Raw genomic sequence first — 17,013 nt, 5'->3', positions numbered from 1 at the left:
TTGGAAAATATCATATTATAATTATAAATTTCTCTGTAAACCATCTTATATAATTTACAAGACTATTCATATATTCAGGGCTGTCATAGCAATGATCGGAACCTTTAACAAGCTTGAGTAGAGTTTTTCCTGAAATTATATCTTTCAAAATTATAGAATATATTGGTGGTACTGATTTATCTTCATCTCCATGTACTATAAGTGTATTTTGGCAAACATTCTTTGCACATTGATAAAAATTATAGTTGAATATATCATCTACTACATTTTTTTCTATCACCTTGCCATCAATATCAAATAGACCGTATTCCATAAATTTTTGAAGTTTCTCTCCCCTTATCTCACGTATGAATATATCATACAAATTCATTGCAGGGCTTACAAATATTGTATTTCTTATTTCCTCACGGTGCTTGCTGCATAAAACAAGTGAAACAACTGCTCCCATACTAAATCCAAGAGTATTTATATTGTTCTGATCTATATAATCAAGCTTCTTGACAAATTCAAGTACATTTTTACAATCTTCAATTTCACTGGATAAAGTCATATTCTTAAAATCTCCATCACTTTCCCCACTTCCAGTAAAATCAAATCTTACAGATGCTATATTAAGCTTTTCCAGGCTTCTTTCTATTTTCACGAACATAAAATTGTGTTCCATTCTGTTCCCTGAAAGTCCGTGGCAATATATGATGCATGGAACTTTTTCGCTGCATTCCGGCCTGTTTATGATTCCCCTTATATTTTTTCCATACAAATTTTTTACTACAAAATTCTCTATCACAAAAATCCCCTCATTCAATTCCGGTTCTTATATTATCTATACATGAATGGTGTATACCCTTCTTCTCCATAACATCTACAGTTTTTTTGTAGTCATAAGCAAATTCTATAATTTCGCTATTTACCTTATTTTTAGATATATCAACAAGCATATAAGTTCCATTAGGCCTTCCTATTTTGGGTTTTCCTATGCTTCCATCGTTTAAAAGTATTTTTGATCCATAATTTTTTTCATATGGTATATGAGTATGCGCACAGATTAAAACATCTTCATTCAAATTTTTCATTACCTCTTCAGCCTGTCTTGATCCTTCTGTTAGATACTCATTTATAGCTCTAGTACTTCCATGAACAAATCTAAATTTTTTATCATTGAATTCAACGACCAGCTGTCTTGGTACAGACGCCAGATATTCTCTATTTTCAGCTTTCAATTGTTTTGCCGCCCAGGGCATGCAAAATTTATTGGCCTCATTGTCTCTTATATAATTGAACTTTCCCTCTAAAACTGCGGCATCATAGTTTCCAAGTATATTCAATATATGTTTCTCTCGTATAAGTTCAACAACTTCATTAGGATAAGGACCATATCCAACAAGATCTCCAAGACATATTATAGTGTCAACCTTTTTATCTTCTATATCATGAAGTCCTTTTTTCAATGCCTCCAAATTTCCATGTATATCTGAAATAATTGCTATCTTCATTTTAATCACCTGTTTTTATAATCTACTTAATAAAGATTATATCATATATTGGCAGTTCAATTAAATGCACATATAGATTCTATCGGCTAGAGTAAGTTTTTCCGGATGCCAGCTTCTTAGAGGACAATCCATAGTCTTATAAGGTATACTGAATGAATGTATAAATTTATTAAAAAAATCATCAAGCCACGGTGGTGTCCAACTTCCAGATCTACATATGTGAATTGCCTCTATTTTCATGTCTGATATATGTTCTAATTGTGTATAGTTTACATTAAACTTGTTGTTTATTTCAGAAAATTCCTCTTTATACTCCATTGTATATGGACTATAGATTATATTTGCACTTTTTATAATATTGTTCTTTAACAATTTCCCAAGCCAGTTTGCACAATTAACTTCAAATTCAAGTGATTTAATGCCACCATATCCCAAATCCGAATGTGCATCAACATTAATAACACTTTCACACTTGTTTTTTAATGCTATATCATAGGAAAATTTGTGTGAATCAGAAACATACATTTTAATATTTTTTCTCAATTTAAAATATTTTCGCATATTGCAGATAAACCTATACAATTCGTTACCTACTCTTATAGATTTTTCTATATTATTTCCATGTCTTTTACTTTCAAAATATCTCTTATACCATATGAGCATAATATTCCTTTTATTTTCAATGTAAGATCCACTCCAACTTTCTTTTATAGGAATGAAATAATCCCAATCTATACTCAAAAGAGTTTTAGACATAAAAAACACCTCTTATATATAATGTTACAATAGTTATTTCTATTTAGAGGTGTTTTTTATATTTATTTACAATTTATTAATAATCTATAAAGATAAAATATTTATGGCTTTAATACTACTTTTATCGCTTCTCCTGATCTTGTAAGCTCTATGCCCTTCCTTATATCTTCCAGCGACAGTTCGTGAGTCACGTACCTGCCTGCCTTTAATCTATGGGAAGCTATAAGGGAAAAAGCCTTGCTGGCCTGCAAATTACTATATCCATAATGCCCCACCAATGACAATTGATTATAATGTACAACATTTGTATCAATCTCAGTCAATTTTCCTTTTGGAACTCCTCCAAAGAATACAACCGTACCTGCCTTGCATGCCATTGATACAGCCTGTTTCTGTGCATCCGTTGACGGGCAGGCCACTATTACCTTTTCTGCTCCCCAGCCGCCTGTTATTTCTCTGACTCTTGCAACCGGGTCATCTTTACTTGAATTTACAAGATAATCGGCTCCAAATTCCTTTGCCATTTCAAGTCTGCTCTCAGACTGTTCAATTGCTATTACTGTTTTTGCCCCCCTTATTTTAGCCAGTTCGGTATGAAGGCTGCCTATCGGCCCCATTCCAATAATAGCTACAGTATCCCCCAAAGTTACCTTCACATTTTCCTGGCAGGCATATACTGATGACAGCGGCTCGGTCATGACAGCTTCTTCATAGGAAAGATCATCCGGAATAAGCAGTGGAAGCCCCTTGCTTAATATCTTTTCAGTGAGAAGCATGTATTCTGCATAGTCTCCCTGTATCTGAGTACCAATGACAACAAGATCATCACATAAACCGTCCAGACCAAGTTTACAAGGCCTGCAGTCATGACAAGGTACTACTGGTGAAACAAATAGTCTGTCTCCATTTTTAAATTTTGTTACGTTTTTGCCTGCTTCAACAACTTGTCCGGTTATCTCATGCCCAATTATCTGTGGATATTTCACTTTATAATGTCCAAAAGTAATCGTCCTTATATCGGAACCACATAATCCTATAGCCTTGATATGGAGCAGCACATCATTGTCTCCACATATAGGTTTATCGACTTCCTCCAGTGAAATATCGTCAGGTCCCTTGAGTACCAATGCTTTCATTCTTTATTCCCCCCATAAGCTTTCATCCTTTTAAATATTTATTTACCTGATCATCTCCATTTCTTACTAATTACTTATAAATTTGTTTCAATACATTTCTTACATCACCCAGTGAATTAAAAACAAGCGTGGGCTGTATTTCAGAATCATCCAGATCATGAAGCTTTGCTTCACCCGACAGTACGAGGATGGTTACAGAATTGTTTCCCTTCCCAATGGCTATGTCGGTATAAAGCCTGTCTCCTACAAAGGCAATTTCCTCCTCCCTTAATCCTGTGTCTTCAAGAATATATTTCAAGGTATGGCGGGAGGGCTTTCCGAAAAATTCAGGAACTCTTCTTGTTGAGGCTGTAATCATTGCACATATGGAACCGCAGTCCGGTATGAAACCATTTTCAGTAGGGCAGTTGAAATCGGGATTCACTCCAAGAAATACGGCTCCATTTCTTATAAATTCACAGGCCCTGGATATATTTTCATATACAAGTGATGTGTCAAATCCCGCAACAACCACCTCCGCATCATCTGCAGCAAGATTTATTCCTGCCTCCCTGAAATCGGCTTTCAGGTATTCATTGCCAAGGACAAATATCCTCCTGTCCGCCATGTTCTGTTTTATATAATTTATTATTACCTGATTTGAAGTGAGCATCATGTCGTCCGTTAGCTCATACCCCATTTTCCTGATTTTGTTTACATAAAATTGTGAATTTTTAGAAGAATTATTTGTGAAAAACTTGAACTTGATATTGTCCTTCGTCAGTTCTTCAAGAAATTCCATGGAACCCTCCAGTATTTTGTCTCCGAGATAAACAGTTCCATCAAGATCGAGGATAAAGCATTTTACTCTTTTCAAAATATCTTGCGTCCTGTCTGTCATATATACTATCTCCCCCTTTCAATACAACCTTTTATTCAGACTGTTTCTGAAACAGAATTCAATTGTAATAAATATCTGCTACATAGCCGGCTGCCTCATCCAGTTTGCCTATATCTTCAAGGAGTTGAAAGATTCCGTATCTCTTGCGCATGTCCTTTGCAGCAGCAAAACTTTTTATAAACAGTTCCCTGTCTATTCCTATATCCCGTGGATTCCATACGGCACCGCATTTTTTCAGGGTTCCGATTATATTTTCCGGCTCCGGAACGTTGATACTGCATATCTTTTTTATGTCCTCCCATTTCTCAAGTATCCTGTCCATTTGAGCCTTTCTCTTTTCGGGTTCAAAATTGATGCTGTCCTGTTTGAATTCAATGATGTTTTCGGCACTTCTTGTGAACACATCTTTTATATTCTGCGTCCACTTGTCTCTGTCAAGATACAGATAATCACCTTTTTCAAGTACTTTATTGATGTCAATTCCTGCTGCATATTTGTATGCATAAGCCACAATTCCAACGCCCACACCTACGGTATTGCCGTGAGTCCACTTTTCTTCTTCACCCCTGTTCATAAAAATCATTTCATAACAGTGTGAAAGCTGATGTTCTCCGCCGGAGGCCGGCCTTGATGCACCCACCATACCAATGGCAATTCCGGACATAATCAGTGCATCCGTTATATTCTTCACAGTTTCAGCCTTCCTGCCTGTCAGGCCGGAGGCAGCCTCCTCGCATTTTTTAAGAGAGGTCATGACCAGATTTTCCACCTCACTGCAGAGGTATTCTCCATTTAATACATTTGCAATATGCCAGTCTGCAAGTGCAGTGTATTTGCCGAGAATATCTCCGAGTCCCGCCTGGAGCATCTGCATGGGCGCCTCCTTCATTATATCTGTGTCCCCAATTATGGCCCTTGGATATGCTGCATCATAGGTAACCTTCACGCTGTCGCATATGAGAGGCGAAACTACTGAAGCATATCCGTCCATGGAGGGTGCCGTGCCAACAATTACATAGGGTATCCCCACCTTGTAGCTCAAAAATCTTGAAACATCGTTGATAACCCCTGAACCTACTGCAACAACAAGCTCCGTATCCTTCGGTATTTCAAGGAGCAGCCTTCCAAGGGCTGTCTCATCGGGTATCAGGTGTTCCTTGTCAAATAAATACCTGCTTACTTTAAATTTGTCCTTTAACAGCTTTTCAACTTTTCTCCCTGCCACTTCAAAGGTATGGACATCCTCTACAATAAATATTCTTCTTCCTTCATAATCCTTTATTATATTTGGGAGTTCATCTATGACACCACTGCCCACCTTTATATCATCTATTTCCACCCTGTGAGTCCTGCCGCATGAACACTTGTACTCAAGTCCGGTCATTTCTTCTACACTAAAGCTTGCTAAATCCTTCATTTCTTACCCTCCTTCGGCTTTATCTATCTGCACTGCAACAGCAAGAGCATTTCTGCTCCTGCTTGTAAAAATGCTTAACACTATACTGTTTCCGTTTCAAAATCTGCCCATGGGATATCAGCTGCTGCAGCACCATGGTTTATAACATTGTCAATGTGTATTAGCAATGGAAAATCACTAAGCCTAACAACTCCTCTTTCTGCAAGCTTCCTAACTGCACGTGCTGTACGGGTGGCAATTACTATTGATTCAAGAGTTACTCCCTGTAATTGGTTCATAGCTTCTTCCATGGAAAAGCCCCGTCCAAGTAGAGTTCCAATTTTACGAGTACGTCCACCAAATACAGTTACATAAAGGTCACCGGCAGATAAGACAATGTTTTCTTCTCCACCACCTACTATCTTAAGAAGATGCTTCATTTCTTTTACACCCTGTCCAAAAAGTCCAGCCTGTGAATTATAGTGCTCTATTCCTGAACCATCGCGTCCAACGGCTAACCCAATGGCGAATGATACTCCAAGTGCATAAGCATTTTTAAGTGCAACTGCACACTCAACACCTGCAACATCCCTAGACAGACTGATGTGATAATATGAAGTTTCAAGCAATCCTTTAAGCATTCTAAGAGTATCTATATTCTCCCCACAAAATGTAACAGCAGAATGATCTTTATCGGCAAGTTCATAGCTAGTACATGGACCACCTATGGCATTAATGGAAAGCTTTTTATTGGAAACAAGCCTGCTTTTAAAATATTGTGGATAACTAGTCAAATTTCCATCTTTCTGGTCAATCATTCCTTTTGTTATCGAAAGAACGGGAATATCTTCAGGTATAATAGGCAGTATATTTTCTGCAAACCAATCAACTCCAAAGCTACTAACCCCGCATATCACAACATCGGCTCCATCCAGTGCCTTATTCACATCATCAATTTGATAGTATTCAATTCCTGTTTCAGGCAACTGACGCTTTAATGTAGAATGAAATGCTGTATCCCTTAATGTATCTATTATCTCTCTATCCAATGGACTGCCAACCAATCTTACCTTGTTTCCATTCTCAACTGCCGGGAAAGATAGTGCAGATGCCATTTGTCCTGATCCAATAACTGTTATAATTTTCATAGTATTACCTCCATATTTAAATTAAATCTATATTAACTGAAATATCTTTACTACTATCCAATTGAGGAAGTTTCCTCCAAGATCCAGACTCGAAATAGTGGACGTTCCTTTAGGCATGGTAAAATGTGCCTGTTGTGCCATCATCGTATGGAATGGCGCAATATTGGTTGCCATAAGAAGTACAAATGCCATAACTATGGTTCCTGATATGACAGAATGAACTATATTGCCTTTAGCTGATCCTACTATAAACGCTACATAGAAGCATATAGTTGCAAGATCCCCAAATGGAAGAACCTGATTTCCCGGTAGAATAACTGCTAAAAATATAGTTATAGGAACAAGTACCAGTGCTGTAGCCATTACTGCTGGATGTCCAACTGAAACAGCCGCATCCAACCCTATAGTTATATCTCTTCCTTCTCCAAGATTTCTCTTCTGAAGAAAGTTCTTAACTGACTCTGACAATGGGATTAAACCTTCCATAAGTATTTTTACCATACGCGGCATAAGCAGCATAACAGCACCCATAGAAATACCCATCTTAAATATTCCACCAATATCATAACCTGCAAGTGCACCTATAATTATTCCTAATACTAATCCAAGCATCATAGGTTCACCAAATACACCAAATTTCTTCTGAATGCTTTCAGGATCTGCATGTAATTTTGTAATTCCAGGTATCTTGGCAACTAATTTAACTATTGGAATACCTATAAGTCCACATGCTGCAGTGGAGCCTGTCGGCAGTGAAACTCCTTCAAGTCCAAAAAAATCTTGAACCATTGGAGCAGTTTTATCAGCAATTTTCAAAACTGCTATTTCATACAATATTGCCGCTAAAATGGCAAATATCCAATTTCCGCCCGTCAAAACGTACACCGTAGCTCCTGCTGCTGTGAAGTGCCAATAATTCCAAATATCAACATCCAATACATTTGTAAGCTTTGTAACCAGCATTCCCAAATTGACTAACATGGCAATTGGTATCATAATTGCCGCTATAGGTGATGCCCAGGCTATTGCTGCTGCTGCCGGCCATCCTACGTCTATAATACTCAGGTGCAGTCCGAAGTTTGATACCATTTTCTGTGCTGCTTCTCCCAATCCTCCTGCACCTGTAAGTAAACCGATTACCAGATTGATACCAACAAAGCCAATTCCTATAGTTATACCGGATTTAAACGCTTTCTTTATACCTTGTCCAAATATTATTCCTATTATAGTAAGTATTATAGGAAGCATAACTGTTGGCCCTAAGTTTATAATATACTTCACTGCAGATATTAACATATTAATCCCCTTCTTTCCCTTTTTTTGTAAAACATTATATTTAAAACTATTAATCCATTGAATATGCTATAATTAATTTGTTAACAATATTACGCATAAGTTATCTCTGTTTTAGCTGAAAGTTAGAAAAGATAACTTATGTGCTTTTTATGCTTCTAATATATCAATAATTTGTTTATCAATTTTTTCTGTATTTATATTTGTAAGATAATTCATTCCCTTTATTACTGGCATCTTATATTTTCTAGGAACTATGGTAGTAGTGACCAATAGATCTGCCTGGTCTTCATAACCTGCAACTTCTGCTATCTTGCACTGGATAACTCTTGCGTTTAGCTTATTATCCTTAATTAGCTTTTCAACTCTCTCACAAACAACCGTTGAAGTAGCTATACCTGTACCACAAGCAACTAAAACAAGTTTTCCTTTTTCACCTGACATAATTTTCATATCCTTTCTTAATATATATTTATTTAAACTTCTTGCAAAATTTCTGCAAGAATTAAATATCTTTTAATTATTTTTAATTGACATATTTGTCAATATTTTGTAAATACTGTCTACATCATCTTTTTCGAGTATACTTTTCATCATTTTTTGGTTTTGAATTAAATTCATTAACTGCTGAAGCATCAGAATTTGACTATGTGGTTTATTCAATGCCATAGTAAATACAATTTTTACATCTACATCCCCGTCTCCATCCATACACTTAAATTTAACTGGATCTTTTAAGGTTATCATTGCAATTGCAGGATTCAGTACATGTACCGCATCTGTATGTGGTATAGCTACATTGTACTTTCCAACTCTAAGTCCTGTAGGAAATACCTTTTCTCTTTTAACTAATCCATTTAGAAATGAATCTTTTACAAAATTCTTAGAATACAACAAATCAAAAGCTGCTTTAAATACATTCTCATTGGTTTTAGCTTCTAATTTATTTATTATTAAATCCTTTCTTAGATATTCTTTTATATTTTCTATCATGGTTATATTCTCCTCTCCAAAGCTACCCGAAGTCTTATTAACGTTTTCATTATTTTATAAAGCAATTAGCTTGCCAAACCATACGGACTAGCTCAAAGCCGCTATTTCAATACGTTTACATAGGAAATATTACTATCTATAGCACTCATGTATTTTAATTAATACTACTAAATTTCTATATTCTGTTACATACTCTGTATAATATAATTTTGCTTTATATATTCTAATATTGTGTTGGTGATTAACTTTCTATCATCCATGTCTCTTATTTTAACTATCAAATCACTATTTTTTATTACTTTATATAGTTCCAAGAATAATTTTTTATGAGCAGTAGTCAAAGCCAATATGAACAAAACACTTACATTATTTTCTTCATCCCATTCCATTGGATTTTTAATTATAGCCACTCCTATTGCTGGGTTAATTATACTTTTATCATAACTTCCATGCGGTATCGCCACACCATCCCCTATACATGAACTTCCAAGATCCTCCCTGTCAAGTATATTTTCATAAAAATCACGTGATACAAATCCTGCCTTTTCCATTAATCTCGTCATTATACTTATAATTTCTTCCTTCGAACTCATAGAATGAAAAACTCTCACAATACTTGCATGAAACATATCTTTTAACCGAATTTCTGAATTTGCGGGAGCTTTTTTATTGTTGATTAAATTAATAAACAATTCCATTTTTTCACCTTTTAAGAACTCTTCAAGTGATACGAAAAAAATATCTGGAATTTCCGGATTTACAGTTCCTACTACTGCTATAACTTCTTTTCTTACTCTTATATTTTTTATCTTCTCCAATAGGCTTCCATTTTCCTCAATAAGTCCTAAAGGAATTATTTCTAAATCTTGACAGCCTATTTCTTTAAGCTTATGTAATATCATTTCCTTTATTTTTATTGCAGTTCCTATTCCGGTAACACATGTAGTAATTATAACTTTTTCTTTTATATTAACATCTGTAACATTATTGTTTCTAAAACTTCTTGGAAGTATTTTTTCCAGATCCAATAATGAATTAAACACCGAATCTAAAGTAGCCGTACTCTGAACCGATTTTCTAAGAGCCTCCAGTACCATTAAAGTATCTACTCGTGAAATTATTCTTGTTGGTATTCCAAGTTCTTTGGTTATAATGTCTCCAAAAGTTATTAGTGAACCCATATCTACCAAAAGCAATACACCCTTACCTGTATTTATTCTCTTTACCATATTTCTTGCCTCAATATATACATCCTCAGGCTTTTCATCAAGGGACATAGTTATAGCTTCTCCATGTTCTATTCCTATTATGGACCTGGAAATTTCAAGCATAGCTTTTGATACCTCTCCATGTGTAACTACAATAACCCCAACTTTACTTTCACTTGTACCTTCCTCTTTATTCAGAAATTTATTTAAATATAAGGCTATAAATCCAGCCTCATCCTCCGGGAAATTCATTTTTAATTTCATATTTATCATTTTTATTACCTTCAGTGCCATTTTAAATTCCCTGCCATATTTTACTTTTATGGTATGTAGTCTGGGATTTACTATATTTTTTCCCGTTCTCAATCTTTCTATTGCAGAGCTTATATGAAGACACAATACATTATAAATTGATGAGTCAAAATTTTCCATTTCAGGCAGCAGCACTTTTTTTATATCATCTACTATGTCTATCGTCTCCTTTCCAACTATATCTTCCAGCAATTGCTTGGACATACCAGAATATCTATTGACTATGTCGTTAGCATAATTCCCAACCTTTTCTTCAAGATCTTCCGATAGTATATTTCTAACATCTTCCATGGATTTTCCATCACTTTTAAGTTCCTCTATTCTTTTTTCAATAAAATCATATATATTGTACTTAAATATACTATTTTCATCATCATCTATTATGTTATCATCATCACAGATATTCATATCTTTTATATTCACCATATTGAAGTCTATTGATTTCTCATATATATATGATATCTGCTTTTTTATGTGTGATGGAAGATCATCTATCAAAACATTTACTTTATCATAGTTATTAGCTATAAAATTTAGAAACGATCTCGCACATATAACCTGTATATCTGATTTCAATTGTCCTATATTGCCCGGACATCTATAAAATAGAAGACTCCTTATAATTTCTCCGGATACAAGCATCTCCTTATTTATTCTTTGAGCCTCAAGTCTGAAAAATTTGTTTATAAGTTGCATCCTTTCGATTACAGGTCTTTCTTCTAAATTAGGTATTTCTACGAGAACCGGAATTCTTCTCCTAAATGTATTTAACAAATTTGATTCTATATTTTCAGTTGTTGCTCCTATTATCATCACATTTACTTTTCTTATTACATCTGTCTCACCTAGTCTATTAAATTCACCCTTATCTATAACTCTAAAAAGTATTTCCTGTCCTTTTGGTGGCAATCTATGTATTTCATCTAAAAACAGCATACCCCCATCTGCCTTCTCTATGAGTCCCTCTTTATCAGAATCTGCTCCTGTAAAGCTTCCTTTTTTATATCCAAATAGCTGTGATACAAGCAATTGTGGATTATCACCATAATCGGCACAATTGAACACTACAAAAGGTATATCTTTTTTTCTGATCTTTCTAGCAAAAAAATTCATCTGTTCAACTAATTGACTTTTACCTACCCCTGTATTGCCAACTATTAAAGTATGCAGTCCGTTTTTAGGATACATAACGGCTGCTTCTGCAAGTTTTATTACATGATTCAAGCTGCCATTATTACCTATAATATTATTAAAACAACCGTTTGCTTTTTTGTTTATATATTTTTTTGTTTTTTTGTTGTGATTTGTCATATTACCCTTTATATTTTCAATATAATCTCTATATTTATTTAATCCAAATGTAGATATTTTAAACCCCTGATTGTTTAATTTCACACATAATTTTCTGTAGGAGATGTCTTTATCTACAGATACTATTGAATTTATGGCTTTTAATAAGACTTCATCTCTCCTTTCTAAATAACTTGGTATATTTGACTGCTGTCTTAGTTCATTAACCTTTTCTCTCGATATTCCAAGCATTTTTGAAATCTGTTCATCAGTGAAAGGATTTTTTTTATCCTCATCCTGTATTATAGAAATAAGTTTATCGATCATTTAAAATCACCTCTAAGTTTTTTAATCAGCAAATTTTGTACCTAATTAGGATTCCCTTTCAATTGTACTTCTTAAAGCATACAATAACTTATTCTTATCATAAAATATCACAATTTATCGTGCCCTGCTATATAATGTTCTGTGATATTTTATGTATAATGCTCTATAAAGCAAATCAACACAAAATAAGTGCAGGCTTTTTGCTCCTGCACTTATTTTGTGTATAGGGAAACTCACTAAGTTTTCTCTTAGTATATTTAATAATAAACCCATATTGTGACAATACCGTGTCATTAAAAAATAAGTTTTTTTAATACTCTAATTGATAACCTTCTCTATAAAGAACATATTGTCAAGCACTTGCCAATTTTGGGGAAATGGTCGTCCAAGAGCCCAGTAACTTACTCCCCTCAATCCATATTCACTGGCAAGTTTGTACTTTTCAGAAACACTTCTTGCATCTTCAAACCACACCACATGTTCTCTTCTCTCTTCATCTATATAATTGTAATATGGAGACTTTGATGTTTCATCATATTTTATCTCCGCTCCAAATCTTCTTGCTCTATCTATTGCCTCCTGATTTCCAATAACTTCTGCAAATTCTCCCCCCGGTATATAAGGCAGCGTCCAATCATAACCATAAAGAGGAACTCCCATGAATATTTTATTACGTGGTATTACACTTACTGCATAGTCAATCACTTTTCTTACTTCATTAAGTGGTGCTACTGCCATAGGTGGCCCTCCTGACCACCCCCATTCGTAAGTCATTATGACTACAAAATCTACTATTTCACCATGTGCCCTATAATCATGAGCTCCATGCCATGAACCTGTGGTTATATCATAGGTTTTAGGTGCAAGTGCTGTTCCCACAACATATCCCATGGGATGAAGCCTTGCCACCAGCTGTCTCAGAAAATCATTGTACTTCTCCCTGTCCTCTGGTGGAATTCTTTCAAAATCTATAATAATCCCCGAATATGATTTAGCCTGAAGTGCAGAAACTATATTGTCAATTAAATTATCTTGGAGAGACTGATTATTCAATATGTTGTGTATCAGATCCGTATCAAAATTATCCCCTGATATATTGGTTACGGATAAAAGCGGTGCAGTTCTAAAATCCATTCCTGCACTTATTGCTGCATCATCATTTAAAGGAGTAATTCCCCCGCTGCTGGTAACATGATGGCTAAAAGCAGTCAAATAAGTTAAATACCTTGCAACACCACTTACTAAATTACTATCTCTTTCAGGATTCGCAGGCTGTATAAAGGCGTTTGTTTCTATAAATCCATAATTTCTAGCTTGTGCTGGAATTGTAAGTGTCATTCCCGGATAGATCTCTTCCGGATTTAAAATATTGTTGGTCAATATTATATTCTGTAGAGAAATTCCAAACCTATCGGCTATACTCCAGAGTGAATCTCCTTCCCTCACAGTATATGTCATTTCCCTGCCTGGAATTACAAGTGTCTGACCTATGACCAGGCTTTGAGAAGGGTTTAAATCATTTGCCGCTATTATACTTTGAGCACTTACTCCAAATTTTTGTGCTATAGACCATATGGAATCTCCCCTTACCACCACATATATATTCAAAATGGCAACCCCTTTTTATTTACTACCATTAACCAATATATTCACAAGTGGATCTTTGTGTTCAATGAAATTAATATCCCTTTTATACTGCAGAAAGGTACAAATTTTTGCTGAAATACCTGTCCCCTCTATCCGGAAATATGGTAACTATATTTCCCTTATCTATATTTTTGGCCAGCTTTAATGCTGCCGCCAGTGCTGCTCCAGAAGAAGATCCTACAATAATCCCCTCTTTTTTTGCCAGCTCTCTAACCGTGGTAAAAGCTTCATCGTCAGTTACTTTTATTACATCATCCACAAGATTCATATCCATGGTATCCGGTATAAAATCATTTCCTATTCCTTCTATACTGTATTTTTCTTCTTCGCCGCCACCTAGTTTTGAGCCTTTTGGATCTGCAAGAATTGCCTTTGTATTTTTATTTTTTTCTTTTAAATATTTTACTACTCCTGTAAAAGTTCCTCCGCTTCCTGCTCCAGCCAAAAAATAATCTATTTTACCATCCAGCTGTCTGTATATCTCAGGTCCCGTAAAAATATAATGTGCCTCAGGATTATCTTTATTTTCAAATTGTCCAAGAGAAATGGAATCCGGTATTTTCTCCAGCAGTTCCCTGGATTTTTCTATAGCACCTCTCATTCCCTTTTCTTCCGGTGTATGGATTATTTCTGCCCCAAGAGCCTTCATGAGAACCTGTTTTTCAATTGAAAACTTTTCAGGAACCACAAAAATTACCCTATAACCTTTATTGAGTGCACCAAGTGCAATTCCAAGCCCTGTATTTCCCGCCGTAGCTTCTATTATAGAAGATCCTTTTTTCAATTTTCCCCTTTTTTCTGCCTGTTCTATCATATAACTTCCTATTCTGTCCTTTACACTACCTCCCGGATTGAAGTTCTCAAGTTTTGCAAATATATTTACACCATCTTTAAGTTTAAATCTATTTATTTTTAATACAGGAGTATTCCCTATCATTTCCTTTATATCATTGTAGAAATTCATTAAAATATACCTCCAAAATGTTTATTTCGATACTTCTATTGCATTATTTAAATCTTTTATAAGATCTTCTTTGCTTTCTATCCCAACTGATAATCTAACTAGATTATCCACGATTCCAACTTTTTGCCTTATTTCAGAAGGTATGGCTGCATGTGTCATTGTGGCAGGATGACATACCAAGGATTCAACTCCCCCGAGACTCTCACCAAAGGTTATCAATTTCAAGCTCTTAAAAAATGTGTTTATATTCACATCATTCTTCAGCACAAATGAAATTATTGCTCCATATCCACTGGCCTGAACTTTCTGAATACCATGACCTATATGATTTTCAAGTCCAGGGTAATATATCTTTTCAATAGATGGATTCTTGCTCAACAGCTCAGATATATATTCTGCATTTTGTTCATGTCTGTCCATTCTGACCGATAATGTCTTTATACCCCTTATTAAAAGCCAGCTGTCAAAAGGGTTTAATATTCCACCTGTAGAATTCTGTATAAAGTGGAGTCTTTCCGCCAGTTCCTGACTATTCACTACAGCAAGTCCAGCAACTAGATCACTGTGCCCTCCAAGATATTTAGTTGCACTGTGAATTACTATATCCGCCCCAAGTTCTATGGGCCTTTGAAGATATGGTGTCATAAAAGTATTATCTACAATTGTCAATATATTTTTTTTCTTTGCAAGTTCCGATATCTTTTTTATATCTGTTATTGTCATGAGAGGATTGGTCGGTGTCTCGATATAAATTGCCTTGACATCTTCTGTAATGCTGTTCTCAACAGCCTCGATATTACTTGTATCTACAAGTTCGAATTCCAGATTAAAATTTTTAAATATCTTGTCCAGTACCCTGTAAGTTCCACCATAGACGTTGTCAGATATAATTATTTTGTCTCCACTTTTAAATAACATCAATACCGCCGATATGGCGGCCATGCCGGAAGAAAAAGCAAATCCTGCATGTCCATTTTCAATATCGGCTATAAGTTTTTCAACAGCTTCTCTAGTTGGATTCCCAGTTCTTGAATACTCATACCCTTCGTTTTCACCTAATCCCTTTTGCTTGTACGTTGAGGTTTGATATATAGGCACACTAACTGCACCAGTATTTTTATCCCCATCTATTCCACCGTGTATTAATAAAGATTCAATATTCATTTTATTTCTCCTTTCGTATGCCTCTTGCCATAAATATTCCTGGTTCTGTGCACTCACCTTTACTTGAATATCCTTTGCATTTGAGTCCTGTACTCTTTACCTGCACATCTGAAAATCCAGCTTTTTCTGCCCATCCTCTTATAAGTGAATGAGAGAATCCCAACCACTCATCATGCATTTCAGTTCTTGCCCATTCCCCATTGTGTTCTTCAACATCACATATTACAAATACTCCATCTTTTTTGAGTACTCTGTACATTTCCCTTACGGCCTTCTCTGCATCTACTACATGATGCAGTGCCATATTTATAAAAACAGCATCAATTGATTCATCAAAGAGAGGCAAATCCGATATGCTTCCTTTTATAGGATATATATTTTTAATACCTTTTTCCAGAGTCTCATTATGAAGCTGCCTCAACATGTTTCTTGAATTATCGATAGAAAATACCAGCTTTGCATCTATAGAGAGTGCCTGAGATATAAAACCTGTTCCGCACCCTAGATCTGCACAGATCTTATCTTTTATATCAAATTGCGAAAGTGCTATATACTTTAATTTATCTTCAAAATACTCCTCTCTTATTACATTCCACTTATCTGCAATTGAATCAAAATATCCTACAGAATTCATAATTATTCCTCCCATAAATACTTTTATAATAAATTCTAATTTTACTTTCGGGATTTCGGATTCCAAAAAGTAAAAAATCTTCTGCCTCAATTCAGAGGCAGAAGATTACTTCCGCGGTTCCACTCTGTTTATCTCAAATAAAGGAAATAAATCCATTAAAATAAGACAACTCTTTTTTTGGTACAATCATACCTCAATGCTCTAACGGGCATACACGCTGAAGTCTACTAGGCTTCAATTCAGAGCTCAAAGATGCACTTCAATCATTATTGACTAAGATTTCCTTCCATCCATGGGAAATCCTCTCTAATAGGCAAATAATAATTTACTCTTCTCATCATTGCAATTCATTATTATCTCACTTAAATCAAA

At 35.1% G+C, this 17,013-nt stretch carries 15 protein-coding genes; all 15 read right to left on the bottom strand.

Annotated features, from left to right (window positions below):
• Positions 1 to 10 precede the first annotated feature (10 nt).
• Complete coding sequence (locus tag LKE46_RS02570; protein WP_291718160.1) at positions 11 to 787, bottom strand: alpha/beta hydrolase family protein; 777 nt, start codon at positions 785 to 787, stop codon at positions 11 to 13.
• 10 nt (positions 788 to 797) lie between these two features.
• Positions 798 to 1,493: a metallophosphoesterase family protein gene (locus LKE46_RS02565; RefSeq protein WP_291718158.1), complete on the bottom strand. Its 696-nt coding sequence runs from the start codon at positions 1,491 to 1,493 to the stop codon at positions 798 to 800.
• A gap of 60 nt (positions 1,494 to 1,553) precedes the next feature.
• Positions 1,554 to 2,249, bottom strand: a complete 696-nt coding sequence (locus tag LKE46_RS02560) for an arginase (RefSeq protein ID WP_291718157.1) — start codon at positions 2,247 to 2,249, stop codon at positions 1,554 to 1,556.
• 101 nt (positions 2,250 to 2,350) lie between these two features.
• A complete protein-coding gene (locus LKE46_RS02555) occupies positions 2,351 to 3,385 on the bottom strand; it encodes an alcohol dehydrogenase catalytic domain-containing protein (RefSeq protein WP_291718155.1) in 1,035 nt (344 codons plus the stop codon).
• Between the two features lie 70 nt (positions 3,386 to 3,455).
• Positions 3,456 to 4,265, bottom strand: coding sequence for an HAD-IIA family hydrolase (locus LKE46_RS02550; protein WP_291718153.1), 810 nt, complete (start codon positions 4,263 to 4,265; stop codon positions 3,456 to 3,458).
• A gap of 58 nt (positions 4,266 to 4,323) precedes the next feature.
• Entirely contained in the window at positions 4,324 to 5,682 is a 1,359-nt protein-coding gene (locus LKE46_RS02545) for a sn-glycerol-1-phosphate dehydrogenase (RefSeq protein ID WP_291718150.1), read from the bottom strand.
• Between the two features lie 80 nt (positions 5,683 to 5,762).
• Positions 5,763 to 6,809: a glycerol-3-phosphate dehydrogenase gene (locus LKE46_RS02540; RefSeq protein ID WP_291718148.1), complete on the bottom strand. Its 1,047-nt coding sequence runs from the start codon at positions 6,807 to 6,809 to the stop codon at positions 5,763 to 5,765.
• Positions 6,810 to 6,836: 27 nt separating this feature from the next.
• Complete coding sequence (locus LKE46_RS02535) at positions 6,837 to 8,105, bottom strand: PTS galactitol transporter subunit IIC (RefSeq protein ID WP_291718146.1); 1,269 nt, start codon at positions 8,103 to 8,105, stop codon at positions 6,837 to 6,839.
• Positions 8,106 to 8,252: 147 nt separating this feature from the next.
• Entirely contained in the window at positions 8,253 to 8,546 is a 294-nt protein-coding gene (locus tag LKE46_RS02530; RefSeq protein WP_291718144.1) for a PTS sugar transporter subunit IIB, read from the bottom strand.
• Positions 8,547 to 8,618: 72 nt separating this feature from the next.
• Complete coding sequence (locus tag LKE46_RS02525) at positions 8,619 to 9,095, bottom strand: PTS sugar transporter subunit IIA (protein ID WP_291718142.1); 477 nt, start codon at positions 9,093 to 9,095, stop codon at positions 8,619 to 8,621.
• A 185-nt stretch (positions 9,096 to 9,280) separates the two neighbouring features.
• The gene (locus LKE46_RS02520; RefSeq protein ID WP_291718140.1) at positions 9,281 to 12,232 is read right to left on the bottom strand and encodes a sigma 54-interacting transcriptional regulator; all 2,952 of its coding nucleotides are present in this window, start codon (positions 12,230 to 12,232) and stop codon (positions 9,281 to 9,283) included.
• 318 nt (positions 12,233 to 12,550) lie between these two features.
• Positions 12,551 to 13,840 (bottom strand): glycoside hydrolase family 18 protein, encoded by a 1,290-nt coding sequence (locus LKE46_RS02515; RefSeq protein ID WP_291718137.1) that lies wholly within the window; start codon positions 13,838 to 13,840, stop codon positions 12,551 to 12,553.
• An 82-nt stretch (positions 13,841 to 13,922) separates the two neighbouring features.
• Positions 13,923 to 14,843 carry a cysteine synthase A gene (gene cysK, locus LKE46_RS02510; RefSeq protein WP_291718135.1) on the bottom strand — a complete coding sequence of 307 codons (921 nt, stop codon included), beginning with the start codon at positions 14,841 to 14,843 and terminating at the stop codon, positions 13,923 to 13,925.
• A gap of 21 nt (positions 14,844 to 14,864) precedes the next feature.
• A complete protein-coding gene (locus tag LKE46_RS02505) occupies positions 14,865 to 16,007 on the bottom strand; it encodes a bifunctional cystathionine gamma-lyase/homocysteine desulfhydrase (RefSeq protein WP_291718133.1) in 1,143 nt (380 codons plus the stop codon).
• Between the two features lies 1 nt (position 16,008).
• A complete protein-coding gene (locus LKE46_RS02500) occupies positions 16,009 to 16,641 on the bottom strand; it encodes a class I SAM-dependent methyltransferase (protein WP_291718131.1) in 633 nt (210 codons plus the stop codon).
• Positions 16,642 to 17,013: the final 372 nt, after the last annotated feature.

The sequence above is a fragment of the Clostridium sp. genome, from assembly GCF_022482905.1.
Taxonomy (GTDB): Bacteria; Bacillota; Clostridia; order Clostridiales; family Clostridiaceae; genus Clostridium_B.
This window is presented reverse-complemented; position numbering and strand designations above follow the sequence as displayed.

Bases quoted from the DNA above. Each gene is read 5' to 3' on its own strand.
- LKE46_RS02565 (WP_291718158.1), bottom strand. From the start codon at position 1,493: ATGAAGATAGCAATTATTTCAGATATACATGGAAATTTGGAGGCATTG.
- LKE46_RS02560 (WP_291718157.1), bottom strand. From the start codon at position 2,249: ATGTCTAAAACTCTTTTGAGTATAGATTGGGATTATTTCATTCCTATA.
- LKE46_RS02555 (WP_291718155.1), bottom strand. From the start codon at position 3,385: ATGAAAGCATTGGTACTCAAGGGACCTGACGATATTTCACTGGAGGAA.
- LKE46_RS02550 (WP_291718153.1), bottom strand. From the start codon at position 4,265: ATGACAGACAGGACGCAAGATATTTTGAAAAGAGTAAAATGCTTTATC.
- LKE46_RS02545 (WP_291718150.1), bottom strand. From the start codon at position 5,682: ATGAAGGATTTAGCAAGCTTTAGTGTAGAAGAAATGACCGGACTTGAG.
- LKE46_RS02540 (WP_291718148.1), bottom strand. From the start codon at position 6,809: ATGAAAATTATAACAGTTATTGGATCAGGACAAATGGCATCTGCACTA.
- LKE46_RS02535 (WP_291718146.1), bottom strand. From the start codon at position 8,105: ATGTTAATATCTGCAGTGAAGTATATTATAAACTTAGGGCCAACAGTT.
- LKE46_RS02530 (WP_291718144.1), bottom strand. From the start codon at position 8,546: ATGTCAGGTGAAAAAGGAAAACTTGTTTTAGTTGCTTGTGGTACAGGT.
- LKE46_RS02525 (WP_291718142.1), bottom strand. From the start codon at position 9,095: ATGATAGAAAATATAAAAGAATATCTAAGAAAGGATTTAATAATAAAT.
- LKE46_RS02520 (WP_291718140.1), bottom strand. From the start codon at position 12,232: ATGATCGATAAACTTATTTCTATAATACAGGATGAGGATAAAAAAAAT.
- cysK (WP_291718135.1), bottom strand. From the start codon at position 14,843: ATGAATTTCTACAATGATATAAAGGAAATGATAGGGAATACTCCTGTA.
- LKE46_RS02505 (WP_291718133.1), bottom strand. From the start codon at position 16,007: ATGAATATTGAATCTTTATTAATACACGGTGGAATAGATGGGGATAAA.
- LKE46_RS02500 (WP_291718131.1), bottom strand. From the start codon at position 16,641: ATGAATTCTGTAGGATATTTTGATTCAATTGCAGATAAGTGGAATGTA.